The following is a 25,951-nucleotide window of genomic DNA, read 5'->3' as shown; positions in this document are numbered from 1 at the left end:
GAACAGTCTAGAGAGCTACTCGCCGCGGAGCAGGCGGGCGCTTTCGGCGTCGGCCGGATAGAACAGCTCGACGGCGAGTTCGGAGAGGGTGACGTCGAGCGGGGTCCCGAACGTCGTCAGCGTCGTGAACATCGACAACCGTTGTCCCCCACCCGCATCGAGTTCGAACGGCACGAGCAGCGCGGCGTTGTCCGGCGGCGCGCTCCACGCCCTGGCCGCGGTGGCGACTCCCGGGTAGCCGCGCACTTCCTCGTCGATCGCCCGCAAGGCGGGGTCGTCGGTGAGCGCGATGGTGCGGCGCAGCTGGTCCAGCAGGTAGCCCGCCCATTCGGGGAAGTTGAGGGTCCGCGCGGCCAGCCCGTCGGGGTGCAGGGACAACCGGTAGACGTTGGCCGGCGGGCCGATCAGGTGGTTGGGCAGACCCGCGGTCAGCGCGGACGCCGCCGCGTTCGCCCCCACGATGTTCCAGCAGCGGTCGATGACGATGCCCGGGTAGGGGTCGTGGGCGTCCAGCAGGCGCTGCACCGCGTCGCGCGCCGGGGAGAGCGCGCCGTCCTCGAGCGGCCGCGATTGGTAGCGCGGGGCGAACCCGGCGGCGAGCAGCAGCGTGTTGCGCTCACGCAGCGGGATGTCGAGCCCCTCCGCGAGGGCGAGCACCATCTCGGGGCTGGGACGGGCGCGTCCCGTCTCGATGAAGCTCAGGTGCCGGGCCGACACCCCCACGCTCAGCGACAGATCGAGCTGGCTCACCCGTCGGCGCGCCCGCCAGTCGCGCAACAGGACACCGACCGTCGCCTCACTCACGAAGCCACGGTAACCACGCGCGGGTAGCCACGGCGATGACCTCGGAGGTAATTGTGCCGCCGCACGCGTCCCGCACAGGCTTGAGATGACGCGCTCGACAGGGAGCGCCCGAGTCAAGGAGGAACGATGACCGACATCCAGTCCGCCCCGAAGTTCAGCGCCGAGGTGTTCGCCGCGTATTGGGCCGCGCCCACCATGTCGCGCGGCTTCGACATCCTGGCTGACGGCATCGTCGGCTACTGGCCCGGCGACCCCGAGCCGGTCCGGGGCATCGCGCCATACACGGCGAAGATCGGCGAATTGCTGGACGCTGCACCGGATTTGACGCTCGACGTGGTGGACAGCGCGACGGTCCCCGGCGCCGTCGAGGGTGAGGAGCTGGTGTTCTTGCACTATGTGGGTCGGGGCACCGGCCCGGACGGGCCGTTCCAGATCCGCGGGATCGACCGGGTTCGCACTCGCGACGGGATCGTGGTGGAGAACGTGATCCGCTACGACCCGCCGATCCTCGCCCAGCGCTGAGCCTCTTCCGCAGCGTCGAGTGCGCTCACGGCTTTCGATGTGAACGCTGGGCGGGAATCCGGCGACTTTCCCGCCCAGGCTTCACAATCAAAGCCCAGGCTTCACACTCAGCGCTTGCGACCGAGCGCCGCCTCATCTGCGAGCGTTCAGTGTGCACTCACGGCTTTCGGTGTGAACCCTGGGCGGGAATCCGGCGATTTCCCCGCCCAGGCTTCACAATCTAAGCCCAGGCTTCACACTCAGCGCTTGCGACCGAGCGCCGCCTCATCTGCGAGCGTTCAGTGTGCACTCACGGCTTTCGGTGTGAACCCTGGGCGGGAATCCGGCGACTTTCCCGCCCAGGCTTCACAATCAAAGCCCAGGCTTCACAATCAACGGCCGAGAATTATTGCTTGACGATGCAGAAGACGTTGCCCTCGGGGTCGGCCAGCACCACCCAACGGAAGGTGTCGCCGAATTGGTGCCGGCCGAGCTCGCTGGCCCCGGCTGCCGTCAGCCGCGCCACTTCGGCGTCGACGTCCGACGCACCCAGGTCGAGGTGCACCCGGTTCTTTCCGGGCGTGGGATCGGGCACCTTCTGGAACCCGAGCCGCAGTCCCTCCGGGAAGGTCACCGCGGTGAACTCGTCGGCGAGGATGACGTGCGTCTTGCCGCCGAACTGCTCGGCCCACCAGCCAGCCAGCGCCGCCGGGTCGCCGCAGTCGAACGTCACCATTTCCACGTTTAGTGCCATGGCCGGATCGTAGGTCAGCGCGGCGACAGAAACGCTTGCAGTGCGGCCGAATAGGCCGCCACGTCGTGCGCGCCCATCAATTCCCGCGCGGAGTGCATCGCCAGCTGGGGGGCGCCGACGTCGACGGTCGGGATGCCAGTCCGTGCGGAGGCCAGCGGCCCGATCGTCGAGCCGCACGGCAGGTCGGCGCGGTGCTCGTAACGCTGCAACTCCACCCCGGCCTGCCTACAGGCGAGCTCGAAGGCCGCGGCGGTGCGCCCCTCGGTCGCGTACCGCAGATTCGGGTGCACCTTGAGCACCGGCCCGGCATTGACCTCGATCAGGTGGCCGGGCTCGTGCCGCTCCGGGTAGTTGGGGTGGGTGGCGTGGGCCATGTCGGCCGAGGCCAGCAGCGACGCCGGCAGCCGGCGCAGGTAGTCCTCGCGGGTGCCGCCGGCCGCGAGCACGATCCGCTCCAGGACGGTGCTCAACAGGTTGGACTGCGCGCCGCGGTCGGAGGTCGATCCGACCTCCTCGTGGTCGAAGAACACCAGCACCGGCACAAAGCCGCCCGGTTCGGCGGCGACCAACGCCTCCGTCCCCGCGTAGCAGCTGGCCTGGTTGTCCAGCCGGGGGGCACTGATCAGGCTGGCGTCGGCCGCGACCACTGTCGACGGCGTCAGGTCGTGTGCCATCAGGTCGGCGCTCAGCACATCGGCCGGCGCGACCCCGGCCCGCTCGGCGACATAGTCGAGGAACGAACCCCGTTGTTCCCCAACGCCCCAGACCGCGTTGACGTGTCGCTGCGGGTCCAACGTCACCGACTTGCGATCCTCGGCCAGGTGGATCGCCAGCTGAGGCACCCGCAGGATGGGGTCGTCGATCCGGACCAGCCGGTGACCGATCCCGGCACCGTCTCGCACCGATAGCCGCCCGCTGATGCCCAGGTCTCGGTCCAGCCAGGAGTTGAGCCAGGCGCCGCCGTACGGCTCGAGCGCCACCACCCGCCATCCGGCGACCAGCCGGTCCGGGCGCTGCTTCACCCGTAGGTTGGGGCTATCGGTGTGCGCGCCGATGATCCGAAACGGCCCGTCCGGCCCGCTGGAATTCCAGGCGACCAGCGAGCCCGCCCGCACCACGAAGTAGCGGCCCGGCCGGTCCGGCCAGCGGTCGGTCTCGTCGAGCTCGGCGTAGCCCACGTCGGCCAGGCGAGCGACCACCGTCGCGCAGGCGTGAAACGGCGACGGTGACGCGTCGATGAATTCGCAGAGGCCTGCGGCGCTGGCCGGCATGGTGACCATCATGGCTGTCGGCCTCTCGGTCACCACGATAGGGTCGGCAGCGTGCCTCCGGTTCAGCCCCAACCCATCCTCCAGCCGCTGACACCGGCCGCGATCTTCCTCGTGGTGACCATCGACGACGGCGGGGAGGCGACGGTGCACGACGCGCTGACCGGAATCTCCGGGCTGGTGCGCGCAATCGGTTTCCGTGAGCCGCCGAAGCGGTTGTCCGCGATCGCCTCGATCGGCTCGGACGCGTGGGATCGGCTGTTTTCCGGGCCGCGTCCCGCCGAACTGCACCCGTTCGTCGCGCTGAAGGGCCCGCGGCACACCGCCCCAGCCACACCGGGCGACCTTTTGTTCCACATCCGGGCCGAAAGCCTGGACGTCTGTTTCGAGTTGGCCGACCGCATCCTGCGGTCGATGGCCGGCGCGGTCACCGTGGTCGACGAGGTGCACGGCTTCCGCTACTTCGACAACCGCGACCTGCTGGGCTTCGTCGACGGCACCGAAAACCCCGACGGCCCAATCGCCGTCAGCGCCACCGCGATCGGCGAGGAGGATCCCGACTTCGCAGGCTCGTGTTACGTGCACGTGCAGAAGTACGTGCACGACATGTCGTCGTGGAATTCGTTGTCGGTCACCGAGCAGGAACTGGTGATCGGCCGAACCAAACTGGAAGACATCGAACTCGACGACGACGCCAAGCCCGACAACGCCCACATCGCCCTCAACGTAATCACCGACGACGACGGCACCGAGTTGAAGATCGTCCGGCACAACATGCCGTTCGGCGAGTTGGGCAGGGCCGAGTACGGCACCTACTTCATTGGGTATTCGCGGACGCCGACCGTCACCGAGCGGATGCTGGAGAACATGTTCCTCGGCGACCCGCCCGGCAATACCGACCGCATCCTTGACTTCTCCACCGCGGTCACGGGCGGCCTGTTCTTCTCGCCCACCGTTGATTTCCTCGACGACCCGCCGCCCCTCCCGGCGCCACTGGCCACAGCGCGGCCGGCCGCTCCGGCCTCCAACGACGGTTCACTCGCGATCGGCAGCCTGAAAGGAACCTCTCGATGAACAACCTCTACCGCGACCTGGCACCCGTCACCGAAGTCGCCTGGGCGGAGATCGAATTGGAGGCCACCCGCACTTTCAAGCGCCATATCGCGGGGCGGCGCGTCGTCGACGTCAGCGAGCCCGGCGGACCGGTCACCGCGGCGATCAGCACCGGTCGGCTCCTCGATGTCGACGCACCCACCGAAGGGGTGGTGGCGCACCTGCGAGAGAGCAAACCGCTTGTCCGACTGCGTGTTCCGTTCGCGCTGTCGCGCTACGAGATCGACAACGTCGAGCGCGGCGCGAACGACTCCGACTGGGACCCGGTCAAAGAGGCGGCCAAGAAGCTGGCGTTCGTCGAGGACCGCGCCATCTTCGAGGGCTACGCCGCCGGGTCGATCGACGGCATCCGTACTTGCAGCTCCAACCCGACGTTGACGTTGCCCGAGGATCCCCGCGATATGCCCGACGCCATTTCGCAGGCGTTGACCGGGTTGCGGCTGGCCGGTGTCGACGGCCCGTATTCGGTGCTACTGGCCGCCGACGTCTACACAAAGGTGAGTGAGACCACCGAGCACGGCTATCCGATCCGCGAGCACCTGAACCGTCTGGTCGACGGGGACATCATCTGGGCGCCGGCCATCGACGGCGCCTTCGTACTGACCACCCGCGGCGGCGACTTCGACCTGCAGCTGGGCACCGACGTCGCGATCGGCTACCTCAGCCACGACGCCGAGACCGTGCAGCTGTACCTGCAGGAGACACTGACGTTTTTGTGCTACACCGCCGAAGCGTCGGTCTGCCTCGCCCCGTAGGAATAATTTTCGCCGGGTCGTCGCTTCGGCAGAGGCAAGTGAACGTCTCTGGCGAAGGCAGGGTTTTGATGGATGCAGCATTGGCCGGTTCGACCGCTCTGGTCACCGGTGCCACATCTGGGATTGGCCGCGAAATTGCGCTTCAACTGGCGGATCGCGGTGCCGAGGTCGTGGTGCACGGTCGCAGCGCGGAGCGTGGCGCAGAGGTGGTGCGGGAAATCGAAGATTCCGGCGGCAAAGCCCGTTTCATCGCCGCGGATCTCGGTGACGCCGACGACGTGCGACGGTTGGCCGCCGAAGTGGGGTACGTGGACATCTTGATCAATAACGCCGGCATCTACAAATTCGGCGGAACCACTGATACCGATGACGCAGTCTTCGACGAGCATGTGAACGTCAATATCCGCGCGCCGTTCATCCTGGTCCAGCAACTTGCGCCGGTGATGGCTCAGCGTGGCGGCGGTGCCGTGGTCAATGTCAGCACCCTCGCCGCGTCGGTGGCGGCGCGCGGCGCCGGTATCTACGGTGCGAGCAAGGCCGCCATCGAACAGCTGACGCGCGTGTGGGCCGACGAGTTCGGTAAGTCGGGAGTGCGGGTGAACGCGTTGGCCGCGGGTCCGACCGACACACCCGGCGCCAACGTGCTGCCGGGCTTGGTCGAGGCGTTAGGTGCAACCACGGCCTTAGGCCGACCGGCCGACGCTCGCGAAATCGCCAGCGCAGTTGTCTTCCTCGGCTCGCCTGACGCCAGCTACATCAATGGTGCTGTCCTGCACGCTACGGGCGGACAACTCGCGATCGCGCCTTAGCTCACAAGGCTTTCCGCGCCGCTAGAGGTCCAACACAAGGTCGCCGTCCGGCGCCGCCGAGCAGATCAGCACTTCGCCCGCACCGGGCTCCTCCAACGGTGGCTGGACGTATGTCGTCGCCCCGGCGACGATCCCGGTGACACATACGTGGCACACCCCGCTTCGGCACGAGAAACGGGTCGGCACGTCGCACGCCTCGGCGAGGTCGAGGATGCTCGCATAATTGGGCGACCAGTTCACGGTCAGCCCGCTGCGCGAGAACGTGACCGGCGGTCCGGTGCCCGGAGGCCCGGCCGGCTGGTGAGGCGGGCTGCGGTCACCCGTGTCGACGACGCCCGGGTTGATCGCCGGTAGCGCACCGAACAGTTCGCTGTGGATGCGCGCGGGATCGAGGCCGACGGCGGTGAGGTAGCCGCGGATGTCGGTCATGAATTGCGTTGGGCCGCAGAGGTAAACGGCGGCATCGGAGGGCAGGCCCAGGGCAGCGACCGAGTCTTGGTTGAGACGCCCCTGCGTCTCGGTGTAGAAGACCCGCTGCCGAGCGTGGGGCAACGACTCAACGAGGGCCGCGACTTCGGCCGCGAACGCCTGGGTTTGGGGATTTCGGGTGGTGTGGACCCACCAGATGTCGCGGCCGCTGCCGGCGGCCGACAGCGCGTGCAGCATCGCCAGGACAGGCGTAGCGCCGATGCCCGCCGAAATGAGGACGACGGGATTGCCTTCCTCGGTGAGATAGAAGTCACCGCGTGGCGCGGCCGCGTCTATCACCGCGCCCGGCTGGATGTGGGCGTGCAGCCACGCGCTCACCAACCCGTGTTCTTCACGTTTGACGCTGATCCGGTAAGCCCCCTCGGCGGGATCACCCGAAAGCGAGTAGCTGCGCAGGGGCGCCGGCTCGCCGGCCCCGGCGAGTCGCACCGGCAGGTACTGGCCCGGCAACGGGGGCGGCAGCGCGGAATGGTCCTCGGACTCGAGGACGATCGACAGCACGTCAGGGCTTTCCCTGCGTATCTGGCTGACCCGCAACGGACGAAACCCGCGCCACGCCGGCTCGTTGCCGATTTGCGTTGCCGCGCTGGCGGGTTCGGCTAGCATGTCACGGAACGACTGTTGCCAGCCGGGGCTGAGCGCCGGGACGTCGACGACCTTCCGGAGTAGCTCGATGTCGCGGTTGGGCAGATACAACAGCGCGTCGACGTCGGCGACGCTGAGCTCATGACGGCCGTGCCGGGTCCGCACGACGTCATCGCCCGCGCAAACCCTGCCCTCGCTGATTACCCGGAAATAGAAGCCTGGACGATGCTGGGAGACAAGCAGATTGGGCATCCTCGGTTCGTTCAGGCGCATGCCGACCCGGAAGCAGGTGACGCGCGGCTGGGTGACCTCGAATTCCGCCCCGCCGATCCGGTAGCGATCACCGATGCAGACCTCGTCGTCGGGGAGCCCGCTGATCGTGAAATTCTCCCCGAATTGGCCCGCTTCCAGGTCGTCACGACCGAGGTAGGTCCGCCAAAAGTCATACGACTCAACCTGATAAACCATCACCGCGCGCTGCTCGCCGCCGTGCCCGCCAAGGTCGCCCTGACCGTCACCGTCGATGTTGAGGCGGCGCACCATGACCGGCCCTTCGACCGGCGCCTTCCATATGCCGGTGTAAACGGTTTCGCCACGCCATTGGACGCCCTTGGGCATGCCCACATTGACCGATACAAGTCTGCCCACCGTGTCACCGCCCGCAGCGTGGTCAATCTGGGATGATCGACCCACACTATGCCCGCCCGACCCGCAGGGCAACCCGTGACCAGACGGTTGCGAGCCATCGCTTCTGGTGCATACTGGGTTATATAACCCAAAAATGTTGGGGAGGAAATATTATGGCGACTGTCCATCACCGCTACATCACCGTTGACGGTCACCGGCTGTTCTTCCGCGAGGCCGGCGACGCCGGTGCCCCCGCGCTCGTTCTGTTGCACGGCTTTCCCACCAGCTCGTACATGTTTCGGAACCTGATTCCGGCGCTGTGCGATCGCTACCACGTGATCGCGCCCGACCACCTGGGCTTCGGCCTCTCGGACGCGCCGTCGGTGAAGGAGTTCGACTACACCTTCGACTCGCTCACCGAGCTGACGGTCGGCCTGCTGCGCGCCCTCGGCATCGACCGATACGCCATGTACGTGCAGGACTACGGCGCGCCGATCGGCTGGCGCCTGGCGCTGCGCGATCCCTCCGCCATCACCGCGATCATCACCCAGAACGGCAACGGCTACGACGCCGGATTCGTCGAAAGCTTCTGGAAGGTGTTGTGGGCCTATCAAAATGAGCCGACGCCCGACACCGAGGGCGCGGTGCGGCAGTTCCTCACGCTGGACGCCACCCGGTGGCAGTACGTCACCGGCGTCCCCGACGAGACACTCGTCGACCCGGAATCCTGGTATCACGACTACGCGCTGATATCTCGTCCGGGCAACGACGAGGTGCAGCTGAAGCTGCTGCGCGACTACGCCACCAACGCGCCGCTCTATCCGCGCCTGCACGAGTACTTCCGCGCGACGCGGGTGCCGCTGCTGGCGGTGTGGGGGCGCGGTGACGAGATCTTCGGCCCGGCCGGCGCCGAGGCGTTCGCCGACGATTTGCCGGACGCCGAGATCCATCTGCTCGACGGCGGGCACTTCCTGCTCGAGTCGGCGCTGGACGAGGTCGCCCGGCTGATCCGCAACTTCCTGGCCAAGGCGCTCGTGGCCGCCTGAGGGGCCGCGGGCGCCACGCAGATTAATGGGTTGAATGTCCCATAGTCGGCGGCCACTGGGCGTTAGCCTGACGCGATGGCCCATCCCGATGTTCACGCAGAACAACGGTTGACCGCCAAGGGGCGCGCCACCCGCGACAGGATCGTGGAGGCGGCCGCCCAGCTCATCGTCACTGAAGGCCTGTCCGCGGCCAACATGGAGAACGTGCGCAGGGCCGCATCGGTCAGCGGCTCTCAGCTCGCACACTATTTCGCCGACAAGGGCGCGCTTATCCGCGCGGTCATCAGGCGCCAGATCGGCGTGGTGCTGGACTTTCACCGCCAGCCCCGGCTGCACGGCCTCCAGTCGTTCGACGACTTCGAGCGGTGGATCGACCTCAACATGCGCTACCTGCGGCGGATCGGATACTTCGGCACACCCACCTACCACGCCCTCGCGGCGCAGCTGGCGAAGTCCGACGCTGCGACGCGCGAAGCCCTGGGCGCGGGCTATTGGCAATGGGTGGACCTGCTCGAGCAGTCGATCCAGCGGATGAAGGACGCCGGCGTCCTGGTCGCGGATGCCGATCCGCGACGGTTGGCGCTGGTGATCGTCACCGCCCATCAGGGGGGCGGCACCCTGGCCTTCACCTATCGCGAGGACTGGCCGCACGCCGACGCGGTCCGTTTCGCGGTCAACTATCTGCGCACGTTCGCCACCGCCCCCGACGAGCGTGCTCCACGGCCGGCCCGCCGGGCCCGTTCCCGGCGCAGGACGACGTAACATGAACGGCGACAATGCATCACGGCTCACCAGCAAGGGGAGGGCGACCAGAGCGCGGATCGTCGAGGCCGCCGCGCGCCTGATGTTCGAGCGCGGCGTCGCCAACACCAGCATCGACGAAGTGCGGCGCTCCGCCGGCGTGGGTGGCTCGCAGATCTCGCACTACTTCAGTGACAAACGCGATCTGACACGTCACGTGGTTGCGGCGCGCCGCGAGGACGTACGCATCTTTCACACCCAACCCTCATTGGGCTCCCTCGACACCCTGGACGCGCTCCAGGCGTGGGCCGATGCCTGCGTGGCCGACATCGACGGCGTATACCGTGTCGGCGGTTGCGTCTACGGCGCATTGGCCGGTGAGCTGATCGACGCCGACGACGAAGTGCACGACGATCTCTCCGCCGGCTACGCCCAGTGGATCGGGCTGTTTCAGGCCGGCCTCACGGCGATGCGGTACCGCGGCGACCTGCGCCCCGACGCCGACCCGCGACACCTGGCCGCGTCGCTGGTACTCGCACACCAGGGCGGCGCGATGGTGACGTATGCCACCGGTGATCCGGAGCCGATGCGGGCGGCGGTCAACGCCGCCGTCGACTACGTCCGCTCCTTCGCGGCACGTCGCCCAGCCCGCAAGACACGCAGCAAAAGTAAATCCTGACCGAATTGCCGGCGGTCCGCCCTGGACAGATGGTGCGCTAGCCCATAATACTGGGTTGGTTGGCCCAATCAGTGGATGCGGACCGTCGGCGCATCAGCGCGCCAGCTCGGGGCACACGTTCATATCTGAAGGCCCACTAACGATTTGGGGAGAGATGCAAGTGTCCGTCACCGATTCACCCCAGTTGCCCACCGCGCCCGCAGTGGTGCGGGAACATCCAGGCGGGGCCACCATGCGGGCGATCATCCTCAAGGGCTTCGGCGGCCTGGGCAGCCTCGTCTACGCCGACATTCCCAAGCCGCTCCCCAAGGACGGCGAGGTCGTGATCCAAGTCAAGGGATTCGGAATCAACCACGCCGAGATGCACATGAGGCGCGGCGAATGGGCCGAGGCCGCCGAAGTCAGCGGCATCGAATGCGTGGGCATCGTCGACTCGTGCCCGGGCGGGGAATTCCCGGTCGGAGCCAAGGTCGCGGCGCTGATGGGAGGTTTGGGCCGAACAATCAACGGCAGCTACGCCGAGTACACCCGCGTGCGCGCTGCGAACGTCGCCCTCATCGAGTCGGAGCTGCCGTGGTCGGACTTGGCCGCGCTGCCTGAAACCTACGCGGTCGCTTGGACTTGCCTGTTCCGCAACCTCAATCTGCAAGCCGGACAGACGCTGGTGCTGCGCGGCGCGACCTCATCACTCGGCCAGGCGGCGCTTAAGATGGCAGTCGCCGCCGAGGCGCGGGTCATCGCTACCTCGCGGAGCCGCGGGCGGTTCGCAATGCTCGAGCAGTTGGGCGCAGCGCGCGTTGAGGTCGAGAGCCGCGACCTCGCCGCTCACCTCCCCGAAGCAAAGCAGATCGACGCCGTCCTGGATCTCGTCGGCAACAGCACCATCCTGGACTCCCTCGACATGCTGCGCCGCGGCGGCACGGCCTGCCTGGCGGGATGGCTCGGCGGGCTCGACCCCATCGGTGATTTCAACCCGCTGCTGCGCATGGCCAGCGGCGTGAACTGGAACTTCTTCGGCAGCTTTGTGTTTGGGACGCCGGGCTTCCCGCTGTCCGACGTGCCGCTGCAAGACATCGCGCGCCAGGTTGCGGAGGGCAAGCTGGAAGCGAAGCCATCGCGTGTTTTCTCGTTCGACCAGATTCACGAGGCGCACCGGGTGATGGAGGCAGGCGAGGCCAGCGGCAAGATGGTCGTTGTGATGGAGCGATGACCGACGGAAGCGCAGTTCCAGCAGGGGGTTTCGGGAAGAGAGGGGACAACGATGGGGCTGGCCTGGCAGCAAGGCCCACTGGCCACCGGGTCGGTGGGGCACTTCCTTACCGAGCAGCCGGTGCCACCGCGCCTGCTGTATGCCGAGCCGTTGCGGCGGCGCATGAGAGTGTGCTTCGCGGATCATTGGATAGCTGACAGCGAAGACGTCATTCTGTTGCATGAGCCGGGTCGTTACCCGGTTGCCTACTTCCCGCGCGGCGATATCGAGGCGGACGTTCTGGTCGCCGAGGACCGGGTCACTGATCACCGCGACCTGGGCGAGACTAGGTGGTTCAGCGTCAGAGTCGCTGGGCAAGATGCTAACCAGGCCGCCTGGCAGCACACCGCGCTGCCGTTTCCGGCGGCGGTTCTCGATGGGCGCCTGGCGTTCGCATGGCGCGCCATGGACGCGTTCTACGAGGAAGACGAGCGCATCGTCGGGCATGCCGCCGACGCGTATCACCGTATCGATATTCGTTCCACGTCACGCCATCTCGTCGTCCGGGATGGCGAGCAGGTCATCGCGGATACCCAGCATCCGCTGGCGCTGTACGAATCGGGTTTCGCGCCACGCTGGTACGTGCCGCGAGGGGATATCGACGAAGGCACTCTCAAACTCGTTGACCTCCAGACCTTTTGCCCATACAAAGGCATCTGTTCCTACTACGACATCGGTGGCCGCAAGCGCGCAGCCTGGTCGTACGTTGACGCCTGGCCCGAGGTTGGGCGAGTAACCAACCTGGTGTCGTTCGAACCCGACAAGATCGACGTATATCTCGACGGAAAACAGCTTCACCTCGAGCCGGGCCAAACCGTAATACCCCACGGCGTCGACCGGGGACTCGATACCGACGAGGTGCTCAGGAAAACGCCCACGGGGCCGCGGTGAGGGGTTAGTGGCGTGGCTGCGCGAAGGACCGGCCCGGACCGGGTCGGAGCATTCTCCGACGGTGTGTTCGCTGTCCTCATCACGATTTTGGTTTTGGAGCTCAAGCCGCCAACCGCTCATAGCTTCCGCGCACTGCTACCGCTCTGGCCGACGGGCCTCAGCTATGTAGTCAGCTACCTGTTCATCGCGATCGTTTGGGTCAACCATCATCATCTGTTCAGCTACGCGGAGCAGGCGACGCCGCGGCTGATCTGGTCCAATTTCGCGCACCTGTTTTCGGTGTCGCTCATCCCGATCACCACCGAATGGATCGCCGATAGCAGGCTGGCCGGCGCGCCGGTGGCCCTGTATGCATCCGTCTTCGTGCTCGTCAATATCACGTATCTCGCAGTGTGTTGGGAAGTGGTCGATCGCCCTGCCCACGAGGACGTCACCGGGCTGATGCGCAGGATGTTGCGCATGCGCTCGTTCGTAACGGTTGGCGTTTTCGCGTTGGCGGCGGTCGTCGCACTCAGGTGGCCGGCCGCCGGGATGGCTTTGATCTGTTTATGTCTGGTCGCGTATTTGCGGCCGGATGTTCACACACCGAAGAATGCTGAAGGTTAGCCATGCCGATTACCAGACCGTCCGTGCTCGTCTTCGACGTGAATGAGACGCTCATCGACATCGATTCGCTCGCACCGCTTTTCGTAGATAAGTTCGGCGATGAACGGGTACTGCGCGAGTGGTTCGCGCAACTCGTCATGTACTCGATGACGATCACCCTGGCGGGGAATTACGTGGACTTCTCCACCCTGGCCCAGGGCGTGCTGCGCATGCTGGGCGACGTCCACCACGTGAATGTCACCAACCACGACGTGGGCCGCCTAAAGACCGGCTTGCTCACGATGCCCGCGCTCCCCGACGCGGCGGAGGGGCTCGCGGCTCTGCGCGACAACGGCTTTCGGCTGGTTACCCTCACGAACTCGCCACCCAACCCGAACGGCCCGACGGCGCTGCAGAATTCCGGGCTGGCCGATTTCTTCGAACAGCAATTGAGCGTCGATGCCTGCCGCGCCTTCAAGCCAGCACCGGCGGTCTATCGGTACGTGTGCGAGACGCTCCGGGTGGCGCCCGCCGATTGCATGATGGTTGCCGCGCACGTCTGGGACACCCTCGGCGCGCAACACGTCGGCTTCAGCTCCGCTCTCATCACCCGGCCGGGCAATCCACCGCTGCCTGTTGACGGGCTGCCGCAGCCGGACCTAGTGGTAAGCGACATGCGCGACTTAGCCGAGCGGCTCATCGAGGGGAGGCGCTGACGCATGGAAGCGGACATCGAACGGGACTACGACGTCGTCGTGCTCGGCGCCGGGCCGATCGGGCAGAATGCCGCGGAACGCGCCCGGGCGTCGGGCCTGACCGTGGCGGTGGTCGAGCGCGAGCTCGTCGGCGGCGAATGTTCGTACTGGGCCTGCGTGCCCAGTAAGGCGTTGCTGCGCCCGGTGATTGCCGTTGCGGACGCCCGACGGGTCGACGGCGCGCGCGAGGCAATCAACGGTTCCATCAACACCGAGGGCGTCTTCGGCCGGCGCAACCGCTACGTCACCGACTGGGACGACGCCGGCCAGGCGGATTGGGTGAGCGGCATCGGCGCCACGCTGATCCGCGGTCACGGACGGTTGGATGGCCCACGACGAGTCACGGTCAGCACACCCACCGGCGAGCAGCCGGTGCTGACCGCCCGGCACGCGGTCGTGGTCTGCACCGGCAGCCGGCCCGCCCTCCCCGACCTGCCCGGCATCGCCGAGGCCAGACCATGGACCAACCGCCAGGCCACCGACAGTAGCTATGTCCCGGAGCGGCTCGCCGTCGTCGGCGCCGGCGGCGTCGGCGTCGAAATGGCCACCGCCTGGCAGGGACTGGGCTCCAAGGTGACCCTCCTGGCCCGCGGCCCTGGCCTGCTGCCCCGCATGGAGCCCTTCGTGGGCGAGCTCATCGGGCGCGGACTTGTCGAAGCCGGCGTGGACGTCCGCCTGGGCACATCAGTCCGCGCCCTGCGCCGACCCGACGACGGACGTGTCGTCCTCGAATTGGACGACGGATCCGAATTGCAAATCAGCGAGGTGCTTTTCGCCACGGGCCGGGCACCGCTCACCGACGACATCGGCCTGGAGACGGTGGGATTAACGCCGGGCGACTGGCTCGACGTCGACGACACCTGCCGGGTGCGAGCCATCGAGGACGGCTGGCTCTATGCGGCGGGCGACGTCAACCACCGGGCGCTGCTGACCCATCAAGGCAAATACCAGGGACGCATCGCCGGAGCGGCCATTGGGGCCCGCGCGGCGGGAAAGCCGCTGGACACCGCGCCGTGGGGCGCGCACGCGACCACCGCCGACCATTACGCCGTGCCGCAGGCCTTCTTCACCGACCCCGAAGCCGCCGCCGTCGGCCTGACCGCCCGGGAGGCCGAGGACGCCGGGCACCGGGCGCGCACAATCGACGTGGAGATCGGCGACATCGTGATGGGGGCCAAGCTCTACGCCGACGGTTACACCGGTCGGGCCCGGATGGTGGTCGATGCGGATAGCGGCCACCTGCTCGGCGTCACGCTGGGCGGACCCGGAGTCACCGAGATGCTGCACTCCGCGACCATCGCCGTTGCGGGCCAAGTTCCCATCGACCGGTTGTGGCACGCCGTGCCGTGCTTCCCGACGATCAGCGAAGTGTGGCTGAGATTGCTCGAGGCCTACCGGGACGCCGCGGACGATAATTGACCCATGGCGACTTCAGACGGATTTCATCCCAACTTCGACGAGACGGCAACCGATGTCTCCCGCAACCGGGTGCACCACGTCAAAGCGTCGGATATCAGTTCCGACACCGCGCAATCGGAGGGCCTGCGCCGCTTCGCCGCGCTGTCCGGCAAGTCGGTCGGCGCCGAGAAGCTGTGGATGGGTGAGACGCACGCGTCACCGGCAACCGCCTCGTCGAACCATCATCACGGCGAATCGGAGACCGCGATTTACGTCCGAAAGGGCAACCCGGAGTTTGTCTTTCACGACGGCGCCCACGAGGTGCGCATCGCCACCGCGCCCGGCGATTACGTCTTCATCCCGCCGTACCTGCCGCACCGGGAGGAAAATCCCGATCCCGACTCCCCCGCCGAGGTCGTGATCGCGCGTAGCACCCAAGAGGCCATCGTCGTCAATCTGCCGGAGCTGTATCCGCTGATCGAGGATCAGTAGACCGCGATTTCGATAAGGTTCCCGTCGACGTCACGGCAGTAATGTGAGGTCATCGGCCCCAACGCGCCGGTCTTGGTCACCGGCCCGGTGACGACGTCGACCCCGCACGCGGCAAGGTGGGCGCGGACATCGTCCGGCGTCGCCTGCGTGACGAAGCACAGGTCCGCGGAGCCGGCGGCTTCGACGGCCCCGGTTACCCAGTCGGGATCGTCGGCCAGCGCCCCGACCGGTCGCAGGTTGATCTTCTGGTTCCCGAACGACACGGCGGTTCGCCCCGACGGCCCGAACGTCTCGCGCCGCATGCCCAGCACCCGCTCATACCAAGCAGCGGTGGCCTCAACGTCGTTGCAGTTCAACACGATATGGTCGATCCGTTCCACCGCGAAGCCCACCGTCAATCCTCCTTACCGGCGCGCAGTTGCGTCGCGAGCGCCGCCGCCAGCTGGTCGGCGGCATTCTCATCGAGCGGCTCGTGAGCGAAAATCATTCTGTACCAGAGTAATCCAAACGCCTGATCGACAACGGTCGCCGACGGTCCGGCGGCGGGGAGCTGGTCGCGGGCTCGCGCGCGGGCGAGGATCCCAGCCAACTCGTCGCGCCTCGCCGTGGTGAACGCCGCGAGCCGATCCATGGTGGCATCATCGGCAAGCGCCTCCCGCAGCACCCCGAGGAGCAGGCTGCGGTTATCGGGCGCGGCGGTGAAGGTGGCGCGCAAAAACAGGCGAAGGTCGGACTGCAGGTCGCCGCTGTCCGGTGCCGGCGCTACCTGCCGAGCCCGGTGGATCATCGCGTCGAGGAGCACCGCGCTCTTCGAGGGCCACCAGCGATAGATGGTCTGCTTGCCGACACCCGCGCGCTCGGCGATGGCGTCGACGCTGATCGACCCACCGCCGTCGGCGAGCAACTCGGCCGCCGCCTGCAGGATCGCCCGCCCCGCCGCGTCGTTACGTCGGTTACCGGTGTGCGGCCGTCGGGGCGTCACAGCGTGAAGGCTAGCGTTTCCATTGACGAGACCGCTAGTCTCGACAATGCTGTTCCGCATGACAACCTCCGCAGGCGCACGCAAACGTCGCCGCACCGGCTTCTTCCATCGACACATCGCCAACCCCGTCACCCGGCGGCTGCCCACCCAGGTGCTGCTGGAGACCACCGGACGCAACAGCGGGCGACCCCGACGAACCCCGATCGGCGGGCGACTCGACGGCGCCACGTTCTGGCTCGTGTCCGACCACGGCGAGGCATCCGACTACGTGCGAAACATCCAGGCGAACAACCGGGTTCGGATTCGCATTCGGGGCCGCTGGCGCGCGGGCACCGCCTCGCCGCTGCCGGACGACGACCCGCACGCCCGCCTGACAACGCTGCCGCGATTCAACAGCGCGATGGTGCGTGCGTTGGGCACCGACCTGATGACCGTGCGGATCGAGCTCGACGGATAGCAGCGGTCGCCTTGACCCCGGGCCGCGCCCGATGCTAAGCAAGTGCTCAGCATCGCGGTTAGCGGCTGTCCGCGCGACGCGGTTGAGGAGGACACAATGACGGCGACCGAGCTGGTCTTCGACCCGTTCTCGGAAGAGTTTTTCAACGACCCATATCCGACGTATCGGCGGATGCGCGAAGAGGCGCCGGTCTACTACAGCGCGGAGCACGATTTCTACGCGCTCACCCGCCACCGGGACGTGGCGGCCGCGTTCAAGGACCACGAGACGTATTCGTCGGCCCGCGGGATCGACCTCGCCATGGTCAAGAACGACAACCTCCCCGCGGAGGCCAAGTCGATGATCTTCATGGATCCCCCGGAGCATCGGCGCATGCGCAGCCTGGTCAACAAGGTCTTCACGCCGCGCGCGATCACCGCGTTGCAGGACAGCGTGACCGAGCTGATCGACTACCACCTGTCGCGGGTCGATCCCGAGCAATTCGATGTGGTCGCCGACTTCTCGGCGCTGTTTCCTGTCGAAGTGATCAGCACGGTCCTCGGGGTTCCCGCCGAGCACCGCCAGCAAATCCGGCATTGGGTCGACGCCTCGCTGCACCGCGAACCCGGCCAGATCGAGATGAACGAAAGCAACTGGGAGGCGGTCACTTCGGCCGGGGCGTTCTACTACAACCTGATACAGGAACGACGCAAGCAACCGCAGGACGACATGATCAGCGCCCTGATCGCCGCCGAGGTCGAGCGCGACGAAGGGGGAACCACCCGCCTCGATGACATCGAAATCACCGGATTCGCAACACTTTTGGGTGGCGCGGGCGCCGAGACCGTCACCAAGCTGGTCGGCAACGCGATCGTGCAGTTCGCGCGCAACCCCGACCAATGGCAAAAGCTGCTCGACGACCGCTCCAAGGTGCCCGCGGCGATCGAGGAGGTGCTGCGCTACGAGGCACCCGCGCAGTACAACGTCCGCTGTTCGCTGAAAGACGTTCACCTGCACGGCGTCACGATCCCCGCCGGCAAGCCGGTATTCCTCTTGGGCGGTGCGGCGAACCGCGATCCCGAGGCCTTCACCGACGCGGACAAATTCGACATCGACCGCGATCGCTCGGAGGCGCAGAACCTCGGCTTCGGATACGGTGTGCACAGTTGCCTGGGGGCCGCGCTGGCCCGGTTGGAAAGCGCGATCGCCCTGGGGAAGCTGCTGGACCTGATGCCCCGCTACGAGGTGATCTGGGACGGCTGCAAACGGGTGACGATGCAAAACGTCGCGGGCTGGTCCAACGTTCCGGTGCGGGTGCTCGCCTGAGCGGGATCCCCTCGCTCAGCCAATTCTCAACATTTTCTTCGCTCCCGGCTAGCTCGGCTCAAAGGATCCGCCAAGCCGGCGGCCTCAGTATCGACTCATGTCGAGTGAGCCGTTCTGCGCAGACCTGGTCGAGCGCTACCTGTGCACGCGCGGCAGCCGCTACTTCCGGGGCCGACACGACGGCGAGTTTTTCTACGTCGCCAACACCCGCCCGCGCCGGCTCCACGTCCATCTCGAGGTCTGCCCGACACAGGGCGACGTGCTGATCGTCCGGGTAACCCCCGCGTGCTTCTTTCCGGCCACCGACCGGCCGTGGTTGACGCACTTCGCCGACACGTGGAACGCGCAGGACCGGGAGGTCATCGCCGTCGTGCACGGCTCCTCCGATCCGCAGCGCATCGGCGTGGTGGCGCGCAGGTCGCAGTGGATCCGGAAGGGCGTTTCGTTCGAGGACTTCGCTTCCCTGGTCGACGCCGCCATCGCCGACGCGATCGATTTGTTCGGGCAGCTAGAACCCACAGTCGTTCCGGCCGAAGTGCCTTCGACGGCACACCAGTTGGTGCGCGACGCCGGTTGAGGGGTCCGACGCGCGTACTAGGTCATGGCGGGCCCCGGCGTATCGGGCCGGGGCTCGCCGAACTCGGCCCTGATCGCGCCCCACGGGTCGGCGTAAGTTCCCGGCCAATCCCGGTAGGCCGCACGCCTTTTGAGGAATTGACGCACGAGCGGTGAGATCACCCGTGCCGGTTGGCGCCGCCAGCCGGCGGCCGCACGCATCTCGGCCAGCATGTCCGGCCAGGAATGGTGCTGGAATTGCAGCGCCTGCTGAGCGCGGGTGGTGTCCATCCAGTCTGTGATGTACCAGTTCTCGTCGCTGTCGGGATCGCCCGGCCTGCCCCCGGGCAGGACGTCGACCAGGCCGCGGGCGGTGGCCAATGCCTTGCCGACGTCTCCCTGGCGGAGCAGGTGTGACTCGTCGCCGCCGACCAGCAGGATTTCGCCGAGAACATCGGCCGTCGTCGCGGCGGCGAACGCGAGCGCTGCGTCGCGGACATCGATCGTGTGGATGCGTCCGTCGGTCGGCAGTGCGCTCTCCAAATACGGCGCGTCCATGTTGAGCGGCATGGCGCCCAGGTCCACGCTCAGAACTCCGGCCAGCCGAAGGATCACCCAGTCCAGGCCAGAACCCCGTACGTGGCCTTCGACCTCCGCCTTGTGCGCGCCGTATAGATCGGCCGGCCGCAGCGGGGTGTCGGCGCGCAACAGCTCGGGGTGCCGGTGCGGGTTGCGCGCGCCGTGCACGGCATTGCTCGACGCCTGGATGAAGCGCACCCGATTCTGGCTCGACTGCGCGGCACGCAGCAGCGCCACGGTCGCCTGCACGTTGACGCGGCGGGCCAGGTCAGCGTCGCGATAGATCGACGGCGGAATGATCGCGGCCAGATGAATTATCACCGTCGGCGAGGTGTCGGCGACGAGGCGATCGACCTGGTTCGGGTCGGTCAGGTCCGCCCAGTGTGCCTCCGCTCCCGCCGGCAGCGACCTCGTGGCCTTGCGCTGGTCGCGGGTGCCGAGGTCGGTGGCGACGACGCGATGGCCGGCGGCAACCAGCCGGCGCACCGTCTGCGAACCGACCAGCCCGAAACCCCCCGTGACAAGAACCTTTTCCGACATCTCCCCCCGATGTGCGACGAGTTATCAGCAAACGGATATGACATTCTCTAAAATGGAGAGTAGCATATGCCATGCTGGCGCTGAGGTTTGAGACCGGCGTCACACCGGCTATCACTAGCAAATGGCAGAAACACGACGGCGGGGAGCCATGAAGGTTGTTGAGACAGCGGACAATCCTGAAACCGCCAAGTGGGATCCGGCCCTCACCGAGCAGGTCTCCAAGGCCCTCGGACCGGTCATCAAGCGGTATTATCGCGCCGAGGTGCGGAACATCGACAATGTCCCGTCGACCGGCGGGGCGCTCGTGGTGTCCAATCACTCCGGCGGCATGTTCACTCCCGACGTGCTGATCTTCTCGCCGGCCTTCTACGAGAGGTTCGGATACGACCGCCCCGTCTACACCCTGGGCCATTACGGGCTGTTCATGGGTCCGCTGGATGGGTGGCTGCGCCGCCTCGGGGTCATCGAGGCGAGCCGCGAAAACGCGGCCGCCGCTTTGCATTCGGGTGCGGTGGTGCTGGTCTTCCCGGGCGGCGACTACGACTCCTACCGGTCCACCTTCAGCGCGACCACCATCGACTTCGACGGTCGCACCGGCTACGTCAGGACGGCGATCGAAGCCGGGGTGCCGATCGTTCCCGCCGTGTCCATCGGCGCCCAGGAGACGCAGCTGTTCCTGACCCGCGGCAACTGGCTGGCGCGCACGCTGCGACTGACGAAGGCCCGGATCAACATCTTGCCGATCAGCTTCGGTTTCCCATTCGGCCTGAGCGTGATCTTGCCGCCTAACCTGCCGCTGCCGGCCAAGATCGTCACGGAGGTCCTCGAGCCGATCGACATCGCCGCCCGCTTCGGCGACGATCCCGACGTCGACGAGGTCGACGCGCATGTGCGAGCCGTGATGGAGGCCGCGCTGAAGCGTCTGGCCGACGAGCGCCGGTTCCCGATTCTGGGCTGACGCGTCGGCGGGGCGAGGTGGCGTGTGAAGAGGCTCAACGGCATGGACGCCATGCTGCTGTACAGCGAGGCGCCGAATCTGCACACACACACGCTGAAAGTCGCGGTCCTCGACCCCTCCAGCTGCGACTCTGACTTCGGCTTCGAGGCGTTCCGACACCACGTGCGCCGACGGCTGCATCTGCTAGAACCGTTGCGCTACAAGCTCGTCGACATTCCCTGGCGACTGCATCACCCGATGTGGCTGGAGAACTGCGAGGTCGACCTGGACTACCACCTGCGGCGGGTGCGGGTGCCCGCGCCGGGCGGCCGCCGGGAGCTCGACGGCGTCATCGGCGAGGTGGCCTCCACGCCGCTGGATCGCGGCCGGCCACTGTGGGAGTTTCATTTCGCCGAGGGCCTGACCGGCGGCCGCTTCGCGCTGATCGGCAAGATCCACCACGCGCTGGCCGACGGCGTCGCCTCCGTCAACCTGCTTGCGCGCGCGATGGACCTCGAGGACGGGCCGACCGACGAGCGGGACGACGACCAACCCTGCGCCACCCCGTCGACGTCCGACCTGCTGCGCGCCGCCGGACGCGACCACCTGCGGCAAGCCGCCACGCTGCCGGGCCTGGTCAAAGACGCGGCCGTGGGGTTGTCCCGGGTCCGCCGCCGGTCCCGGCAGCGCGGAAAACACCCCGACCTGGCCGACCCGTTCGACGCACCGCCGACCTTCCTCAACCACGTCGTGTCACCGCGGCGGCGGTTCGCCACTGCGACGCTGCCGCTGCCCGACGTCAAGGCGACCGCCAAGGCGTTGGGCATCACGATGAACGACATGGTGCTGGCGACCGCGGCCGGGGGCCTTCGGAAGCTGTTGCTGGCCTACGACGGAGCGGCCGACCGGCCCATCATCGCCTCCGTGCCCACCGCCACCGACAAGTCCGACCGGATCACCGGCAACGAGATCAGCGGCCTGATGGTTTCACTGCCCGTGCACATCGCCGACGCGACCGAACGGGCGCGGCTGGTCGCGCTGGCGACCCGAATCGCCAAGGAAGACCACGAAATTCTGGGCCCCAGACTCTACGAGCGGATGATGACCTACCTACCCACCGCGCTGGCGCCGGCCGCGTTTCGCTGGCTGGCACAGCGGGAGGCGCCGAACAAGGTGATGAACGTCGCGGTGTCCAGCGTCGTGGGCCCGCGCGAGCGTGGCCACTTCGGCGGCGCCACGGTCAGCGAGATCTACTCGACCGGCGTGCTGTCGCCGGGCGCGCCGGTCAACATCACCGTGTGGAGCTACGTCGACCAGCTCGGCATCGCGGTGCTCACCGACGACCGGACGTTCAACGACCCGCACGAAGCGACCGACGCGCTCACCGCGGCATTCCACGAATTACGTTGCGCGGCTGTGATTTCCGGCTAAGCGGCCAGCACGGCGTCCAGCGCCGAATAGAACAGGCCGAGGCCGTCGTCGGAGGGTCCCGTCAGCGCCTCGATGGCGTGCTCGGGATGCGGCATCAGCCCGACGACGCGGCCGTTGGCCGAGCTGATGCCGGCGATGTCACGCTGCGAGCCGTTCGGATTGTCGTGGTAGCGGAACACCACCCGCCCCTCGCCCTCCAGCTCGTCGAGCACGTCCGCGGGCGCGACGTAGCGGCCCTCGCCCGATTTCAGCGGCACCAGCAGGTCCGCGCCGGACTCGAAACGAGAGGTCCAGGCGCTCGAGGTCGATTCCACCCGCAGCCAGACGTCGCGGCAGACGAAGTGCAAGCCCGCATTGCGAGTCAGGGCGCCGGGCAGCAGTCCGGCCTCACAGATCACCTGAAAACCGTTGCAAATTCCCAATACCGGCATTCCGCGTCCCGCGGCTTCGACCACCGCGCCCATCACCGGGGCGAACCTGGCGATCGCGCCGGCGCGCAGGTAGTCACCGTAGGAAAAGCCGCCGGGAACCACCACCGCGTCGACCCCCTTCAGGTCGGCGTCGGCGTGCCACAGAGCGACCGCCTCGGCGCCGACGCCGCCCGCCGCGCGGGCGGCGTCCACGTCGTCAAGCGTCCCGGGAAAGGTGATGACGCCGATCCGCGCCGTCACTGCGCCTCCCGGCTGATCGTCCAGTCCTCGATCACGGTGTTGGCCAACAGCGATTCGGCGATCTCGGCGAGCGTGGCGTCGTCGACGGACTCGTCCACCTCCAGCTCAAATCGCTTGCCCTGCCGGACATCCGAGATCCCCGGGTGGCCGAGCCGACCCAGGGCGCCGACAATTGCCTGACCCTGCGGGTCCAGAATCTCCGCTTTGGGCATCACATGAACGACCACCCGGCTCACCGGCGCTCCTCCTCAGGGGTTGTACCGGCGCCAACTCTACCGGCCGGTCAGGGGCACGACGCGATATAGGCGTCGCACAGGGGCGCGATCATGGAATTCAGCACGTTGTCGTCCGACATCGCCGGCCAGGACGCCTGCGGCGGCCCCTGGGACCACAGGGTGAGCTCGCTGACCGTGCTGCTGGCCACATGGGCGACGAGGTAGGTGTGCATGACGACCGGACCGCTGAGCACCGCGGCCATCCGGTTCGGCTCGTCGCTGGTGATCGACGGCGACTGCGCCGGGACCCGTTGCTGGCAGCCGCGCAGGGCGGCGACGGCATTGCTGAATACCCCTGCCGCTGTCGGGCCGCCGCGGGCGGTGTCACCGCGCCAGTGCAGGATTTCGGCCTGCAACTGCCATTGACCGTCCGGGTGGGTGATCGTGACGCGCGCCGCGACCGCCGAAGCGCGGGCGTCCTGCGGCGCCTCCGGCGACGCACACAGCTCCTCGAAGCGAAACCTCGGCGTCCCGCTGCCCGTCAACGGGACCGATGAACCCGCCAGCGCCGGCCAGTGATACACCGCGTCCAGCGGCACCGCGCGCGGCTGGATCCAGGCGCTGTTCGGGATCTGGTCGCACACCGGAGGGCAGGCCTCCGGGTCCGCCTGGGCGGGTACCACGATGATCAGGGCCACCGCGAAGCCGCCAGCCAGCATCGCCGCCAGGATCACCCGCATCGGCATCACCCCCGTCAGGGCACAATCGTAGATATGCAACTTACGCACTTCGGCCATTCCTGCCTACTTGCCGAGTTCGACAACACGCGTGTGCTTTTTGACCCCGGAACCTTCGCGCACGGTTTCGAGGGAATCACCGGCCTCTCCGCGATCCTGATCACCCACCAGCACCCCGACCACGTCGACGTGAGCCGGCTGCCCTCGCTGCTCGAGGGTAATCCCGAGGCGGACCTCTACGCCGATCCGCAAACCACCGAGCAGCTGGGCACGCCCTGCCGGGCGGTGCACGTCGGCGACGAGCTGCAGATCGGCGAGCTGACCGTCCGGGCGTTAGGGGGCCGGCACGCCGTGATCCACCCGGAAATCCCTGTGATAGAGAACATTTCGTTTCTGGTCGGCGACGGGGGCCATGCGGCGCGACTGATGCACCCCGGCGACGCCCTTTTCGTGCCCGACGAGCCGGTGGACGTGCTGGCCGCGCCGGCGTCGGCGCCGTGGATGAAGATCGCCGAGGCCGTCGACTACCTGCGCGCGGTGGCGCCCGCGCGGGCGGTGCCGATCCACCAGGGCATCATCGCCCCCGACGCGCGAGGAATTTACTACGGCCGGCTCACCGAGATGACCACCACCGACTTCCAGGTGCTGCCCGAGGAAAGCGCGGTCACCTTCTGACCGCGAGCAGACGCAGAATCGCACGATTTCCGGCCAAATGATGCGATTCTGCGTCTGGTCGGCGTTCGAAGTCCTAGGTGATGTCGTCGGCGGCGCCGCGGCCGGCGGCGCGCCCGGAGAAGATGCAGCCGCCCAGAAACGTGCCCTCCAGCGCCCGGTAGCCGTGCACGCCGCCGCCGCCGAAGCCGGCTACCTCGCCGGCTGCGTACAGCCCGGTCAGCGGCGTCCCGGCGGCCGTCAGCACCCGCCCGGCCAGGTCGGTCTCGATGCCGCCCAACGTCTTTCGGGTCAAGATGTGCAGCTTGACGGCGATCAGCGGCCCGGCCTTCGGATCGGTCAGCCGGTGCGGCGCCACCACCCGGCCCAGCCGGTCGCCGAGGTACCCGCGCGCGGCGCGGATCGCGGTGATTTGGCCGTCCTTGCTGAACCGGTTGGCCACCTCGCGGTCCCGGGCGGTCACCTCGGCCTCCGCCGTGGCGTAGTCCAGGGGCTCCACATCGGGCAGCTTGTTCATCGCGGTCACCAGCTCGCGCAGCGAGCCCGCGCTGACGAAGTCCACGCCCCGGTCGATGAAGGCCTGCACCGGCGCCGGCGGCCCGGAGCTGGCCCGGTTGCGCAGCAGTTCGCGCACGCTCTGGCCGGTCAGGTCGGGGTTCTGCTCCTGGCCGGAGAGCGCGAACTCCTTTTCAATGATCTTGGCGTTCAACACAAACCAGGTGTAGTCATGCCCGGACTTGGTGATGTGCTCGAGCGTGCCGAGGGTATCGAAGCCGGGATACAGCGGCACCGGCAGCCGCTTGCCGGACGCGTCCAGCCACAGCGACGAGGGGCCCGGGATGATGCGGATGCCGTGCAGCGGCCAGATCGGGTCGTAGTTGGTGATTCCCTCGGTGTAGTGCCACATCCGGTCGGGGTTGATGACCCGCGCGCCGGCCCGCTGGGAGATGCCGATCATCCTGCCGTCCACGTGGGCGGGCACGCCGCTGAGCAACTGCTCGGGGACGCGGCCCATTCGCGTCGGCCAGTTCTTGCGCACCAGCTCGTGATTGCCGCCGATGCCGCCGCTGGTGACGATCACCGCGGACGCACGGAACTCGAACTGCCCCACCGCGGTTCGCGACGAAGCCACGCCGCGCGCGGCTGCCGACGGCTCCAGCACGGTGCCGCGGACGCCGGTCACCGCGTCGCGCTCGACGATCAGCTCGTCGACCTGGTGGCGGGGGGGGGCGCCCCCCCCCGCGCGCGCCCCCCGCCGGGGGGCGGCGCGCGGGCGCCCCGGCCGGCCCGGGGGCCCGGGGGGGGGGGGGGGGGGGGCCGCCGTGGGGG

At 67.6% G+C, this 25,951-nt stretch carries 30 protein-coding genes; 19 read left to right on the top strand and 11 right to left on the bottom strand.

The annotated features are described in order from the left end of the window. Positions 1-15: 15 nt before the first annotated feature. Positions 16-804, bottom strand: coding sequence for a helix-turn-helix domain-containing protein (locus A9X00_RS10425; RefSeq protein WP_067152603.1), 789 nt, complete (start codon positions 802-804; stop codon positions 16-18). Between the two features lie 126 nt (positions 805-930). Here A9X00_RS10425 and A9X00_RS10420 point away from each other — a divergent pair, with 126 nt between their 5' ends. Continuing rightward, positions 931-1,326, top strand: a complete 396-nt coding sequence (locus A9X00_RS10420) for a nuclear transport factor 2 family protein (RefSeq protein ID WP_067152601.1) — start codon at positions 931-933, stop codon at positions 1,324-1,326. A gap of 385 nt (positions 1,327-1,711) precedes the next feature. Here A9X00_RS10420 and A9X00_RS10415 read toward each other — a convergent pair whose 3' ends face one another. Together A9X00_RS10415 and A9X00_RS10410 are read right to left on the bottom strand one after the other, a co-directional pair. Further along, the gene (locus A9X00_RS10415) at positions 1,712-2,059 is read right to left on the bottom strand and encodes a VOC family protein (RefSeq protein ID WP_067152599.1); all 348 of its coding nucleotides are present in this window, start codon (positions 2,057-2,059) and stop codon (positions 1,712-1,714) included. 14 nt (positions 2,060-2,073) lie between these two features. Beyond that, entirely contained in the window at positions 2,074-3,330 is a 1,257-nt protein-coding gene (locus A9X00_RS10410; protein ID WP_197515124.1) for a M18 family aminopeptidase, read from the bottom strand. 51 nt (positions 3,331-3,381) lie between these two features. On the opposite strand from A9X00_RS10410, the gene A9X00_RS10405 reads away from it, so the two are divergent. From A9X00_RS10405 to A9X00_RS10395, 3 genes are all read left to right on the top strand, one after another. Next, positions 3,382-4,401, top strand: a complete 1,020-nt coding sequence (locus A9X00_RS10405; RefSeq protein WP_067152595.1) for a Dyp-type peroxidase — start codon at positions 3,382-3,384, stop codon at positions 4,399-4,401. Continuing rightward, the gene (locus A9X00_RS10400) at positions 4,398-5,195 is read left to right on the top strand and encodes a family 1 encapsulin nanocompartment shell protein (RefSeq protein ID WP_067152593.1); all 798 of its coding nucleotides are present in this window, start codon (positions 4,398-4,400) and stop codon (positions 5,193-5,195) included. Before A9X00_RS10405 ends, A9X00_RS10400 begins: the two co-directional genes overlap by 4 nt. Positions 5,196-5,263: 68 nt before the next feature. Then, positions 5,264-6,004, top strand: a complete 741-nt coding sequence (locus A9X00_RS10395; protein WP_067152591.1) for an SDR family NAD(P)-dependent oxidoreductase — start codon at positions 5,264-5,266, stop codon at positions 6,002-6,004. Between the two features lie 21 nt (positions 6,005-6,025). On the opposite strand, the gene A9X00_RS10390 is transcribed toward A9X00_RS10395, so the two are convergent. Continuing rightward, complete coding sequence (locus A9X00_RS10390; RefSeq protein ID WP_067152589.1) at positions 6,026-7,726, bottom strand: MOSC and FAD-binding oxidoreductase domain-containing protein; 1,701 nt, start codon at positions 7,724-7,726, stop codon at positions 6,026-6,028. A 152-nt stretch (positions 7,727-7,878) separates the two neighbouring features. Here A9X00_RS10390 and A9X00_RS10385 point away from each other — a divergent pair, with 152 nt between their 5' ends. The 9 genes from A9X00_RS10385 (at position 7,879) to A9X00_RS10345 (ending at position 15,541) form a co-directional block, all read left to right on the top strand. After that, positions 7,879-8,751, top strand: a complete 873-nt coding sequence (locus A9X00_RS10385) for an alpha/beta fold hydrolase (protein ID WP_067152587.1) — start codon at positions 7,879-7,881, stop codon at positions 8,749-8,751. A 75-nt stretch (positions 8,752-8,826) separates the two neighbouring features. Beyond that, complete coding sequence (locus A9X00_RS10380) at positions 8,827-9,513, top strand: TetR/AcrR family transcriptional regulator (RefSeq protein WP_067152585.1); 687 nt, start codon at positions 8,827-8,829, stop codon at positions 9,511-9,513. 1 nt (position 9,514) lies between these two features. Continuing rightward, positions 9,515-10,171 carry a TetR/AcrR family transcriptional regulator gene (locus tag A9X00_RS10375; protein WP_067152583.1) on the top strand — a complete coding sequence of 219 codons (657 nt, stop codon included), beginning with the start codon at positions 9,515-9,517 and terminating at the stop codon, positions 10,169-10,171. Positions 10,172-10,331: 160 nt separating this feature from the next. Beyond that, positions 10,332-11,381: a zinc-binding alcohol dehydrogenase family protein gene (locus A9X00_RS10370; protein WP_067152696.1), complete on the top strand. Its 1,050-nt coding sequence runs from the start codon at positions 10,332-10,334 to the stop codon at positions 11,379-11,381. A 51-nt stretch (positions 11,382-11,432) separates the two neighbouring features. Next, a complete protein-coding gene (locus A9X00_RS10365; RefSeq protein ID WP_067152581.1) occupies positions 11,433-12,311 on the top strand; it encodes a DUF427 domain-containing protein in 879 nt (292 codons plus the stop codon). 12 nt (positions 12,312-12,323) lie between these two features. After that, the gene (locus A9X00_RS10360) at positions 12,324-12,917 is read left to right on the top strand and encodes a TMEM175 family protein (RefSeq protein WP_082975020.1); all 594 of its coding nucleotides are present in this window, start codon (positions 12,324-12,326) and stop codon (positions 12,915-12,917) included. An 8-nt stretch (positions 12,918-12,925) separates the two neighbouring features. Next, entirely contained in the window at positions 12,926-13,612 is a 687-nt protein-coding gene (locus tag A9X00_RS10355; protein ID WP_082975041.1) for a haloacid dehalogenase type II, read from the top strand. 3 nt (positions 13,613-13,615) lie between these two features. Continuing rightward, the gene (locus A9X00_RS10350; RefSeq protein WP_067152575.1) at positions 13,616-15,070 is read left to right on the top strand and encodes an NAD(P)/FAD-dependent oxidoreductase; all 1,455 of its coding nucleotides are present in this window, start codon (positions 13,616-13,618) and stop codon (positions 15,068-15,070) included. A 3-nt stretch (positions 15,071-15,073) separates the two neighbouring features. Continuing rightward, entirely contained in the window at positions 15,074-15,541 is a 468-nt protein-coding gene (locus A9X00_RS10345; protein ID WP_067152573.1) for a cupin domain-containing protein, read from the top strand. On the opposite strand, the gene A9X00_RS10340 is transcribed toward A9X00_RS10345, so the two are convergent. Both A9X00_RS10340 and A9X00_RS10335 read right to left on the bottom strand, forming a co-directional pair. Further along, positions 15,535-15,933 (bottom strand): VOC family protein, encoded by a 399-nt coding sequence (locus A9X00_RS10340; protein ID WP_067152572.1) that lies wholly within the window; start codon positions 15,931-15,933, stop codon positions 15,535-15,537. The two genes, A9X00_RS10345 and A9X00_RS10340, sit on opposite strands and share 7 nt — an antisense overlap. Before the next feature lie 2 nt (positions 15,934-15,935). Further along, positions 15,936-16,523 (bottom strand): TetR/AcrR family transcriptional regulator, encoded by a 588-nt coding sequence (locus tag A9X00_RS10335; protein WP_067152570.1) that lies wholly within the window; start codon positions 16,521-16,523, stop codon positions 15,936-15,938. A 58-nt stretch (positions 16,524-16,581) separates the two neighbouring features. Here A9X00_RS10335 and A9X00_RS10330 point away from each other — a divergent pair, with 58 nt between their 5' ends. From A9X00_RS10330 to A9X00_RS10320, 3 genes are all read left to right on the top strand, one after another. Next, positions 16,582-16,980: a nitroreductase/quinone reductase family protein gene (locus A9X00_RS10330; RefSeq protein WP_067152694.1), complete on the top strand. Its 399-nt coding sequence runs from the start codon at positions 16,582-16,584 to the stop codon at positions 16,978-16,980. Positions 16,981-17,076: 96 nt separating this feature from the next. Beyond that, positions 17,077-18,285: a cytochrome P450 gene (locus A9X00_RS10325; RefSeq protein ID WP_067152692.1), complete on the top strand. Its 1,209-nt coding sequence runs from the start codon at positions 17,077-17,079 to the stop codon at positions 18,283-18,285. A 97-nt stretch (positions 18,286-18,382) separates the two neighbouring features. Further along, positions 18,383-18,862, top strand: a complete 480-nt coding sequence (locus A9X00_RS10320; protein WP_067152568.1) for a hypothetical protein — start codon at positions 18,383-18,385, stop codon at positions 18,860-18,862. 17 nt (positions 18,863-18,879) lie between these two features. Here A9X00_RS10320 and A9X00_RS10315 read toward each other — a convergent pair whose 3' ends face one another. Next, positions 18,880-19,959 carry an NAD(P)-dependent oxidoreductase gene (locus A9X00_RS10315; RefSeq protein WP_067152566.1) on the bottom strand — a complete coding sequence of 360 codons (1,080 nt, stop codon included), beginning with the start codon at positions 19,957-19,959 and terminating at the stop codon, positions 18,880-18,882. Between the two features lie 148 nt (positions 19,960-20,107). On the opposite strand from A9X00_RS10315, the gene A9X00_RS10310 reads away from it, so the two are divergent. Continuing rightward, the gene (locus A9X00_RS10310; RefSeq protein WP_082975016.1) at positions 20,108-20,917 is read left to right on the top strand and encodes a lysophospholipid acyltransferase family protein; all 810 of its coding nucleotides are present in this window, start codon (positions 20,108-20,110) and stop codon (positions 20,915-20,917) included. A gap of 24 nt (positions 20,918-20,941) precedes the next feature. Further along, on the top strand, positions 20,942-22,327 hold the full coding sequence (locus A9X00_RS10305) for a wax ester/triacylglycerol synthase family O-acyltransferase (protein WP_197515123.1): 1,386 nt from the start codon (positions 20,942-20,944) through the stop codon (positions 22,325-22,327). On the opposite strand, the gene purQ is transcribed toward A9X00_RS10305, so the two are convergent. The 3 genes from purQ to A9X00_RS10290 are packed head-to-tail and all read right to left on the bottom strand — an operon-like array spanning position 22,324 to position 24,010. Continuing rightward, complete coding sequence (gene purQ, locus A9X00_RS10300; RefSeq protein WP_067152560.1) at positions 22,324-22,998, bottom strand: phosphoribosylformylglycinamidine synthase subunit PurQ; 675 nt, start codon at positions 22,996-22,998, stop codon at positions 22,324-22,326. The genes A9X00_RS10305 and purQ overlap by 4 nt on opposite strands. Continuing rightward, complete coding sequence (gene purS, locus A9X00_RS10295; protein ID WP_067152558.1) at positions 22,995-23,234, bottom strand: phosphoribosylformylglycinamidine synthase subunit PurS; 240 nt, start codon at positions 23,232-23,234, stop codon at positions 22,995-22,997. The genes purQ and purS overlap by 4 nt, the downstream gene beginning before the upstream one ends. 47 nt (positions 23,235-23,281) lie before the next feature. Continuing rightward, a complete protein-coding gene (locus A9X00_RS10290) occupies positions 23,282-24,010 on the bottom strand; it encodes an ATPase (RefSeq protein ID WP_067152691.1) in 729 nt (242 codons plus the stop codon). Between A9X00_RS10290 and A9X00_RS10285 the strand changes: the two genes are divergently transcribed. After that, complete coding sequence (locus A9X00_RS10285) at positions 23,987-24,625, top strand: MBL fold metallo-hydrolase (RefSeq protein ID WP_067152556.1); 639 nt, start codon at positions 23,987-23,989, stop codon at positions 24,623-24,625. The two genes, A9X00_RS10290 and A9X00_RS10285, sit on opposite strands and share 24 nt — an antisense overlap. 73 nt (positions 24,626-24,698) lie before the next feature. Here the strand turns inward: A9X00_RS10285 and A9X00_RS10280 are convergent. After that, on the bottom strand, positions 24,699-25,951 hold a 1,253-nt coding region (locus A9X00_RS10280), incomplete at its 5' end, for an FAD-binding dehydrogenase (RefSeq protein WP_232006757.1).

It is taken from the genome of Mycobacterium sp. 1245805.9 (assembly GCF_001672915.1).
Lineage (GTDB): Bacteria > Actinomycetota > Actinomycetes > Mycobacteriales > Mycobacteriaceae > Mycobacterium.
The sequence above is the reverse complement of the archived record's forward strand: the minus strand, read 5'-3'. Positions and strand labels throughout refer to the sequence as shown.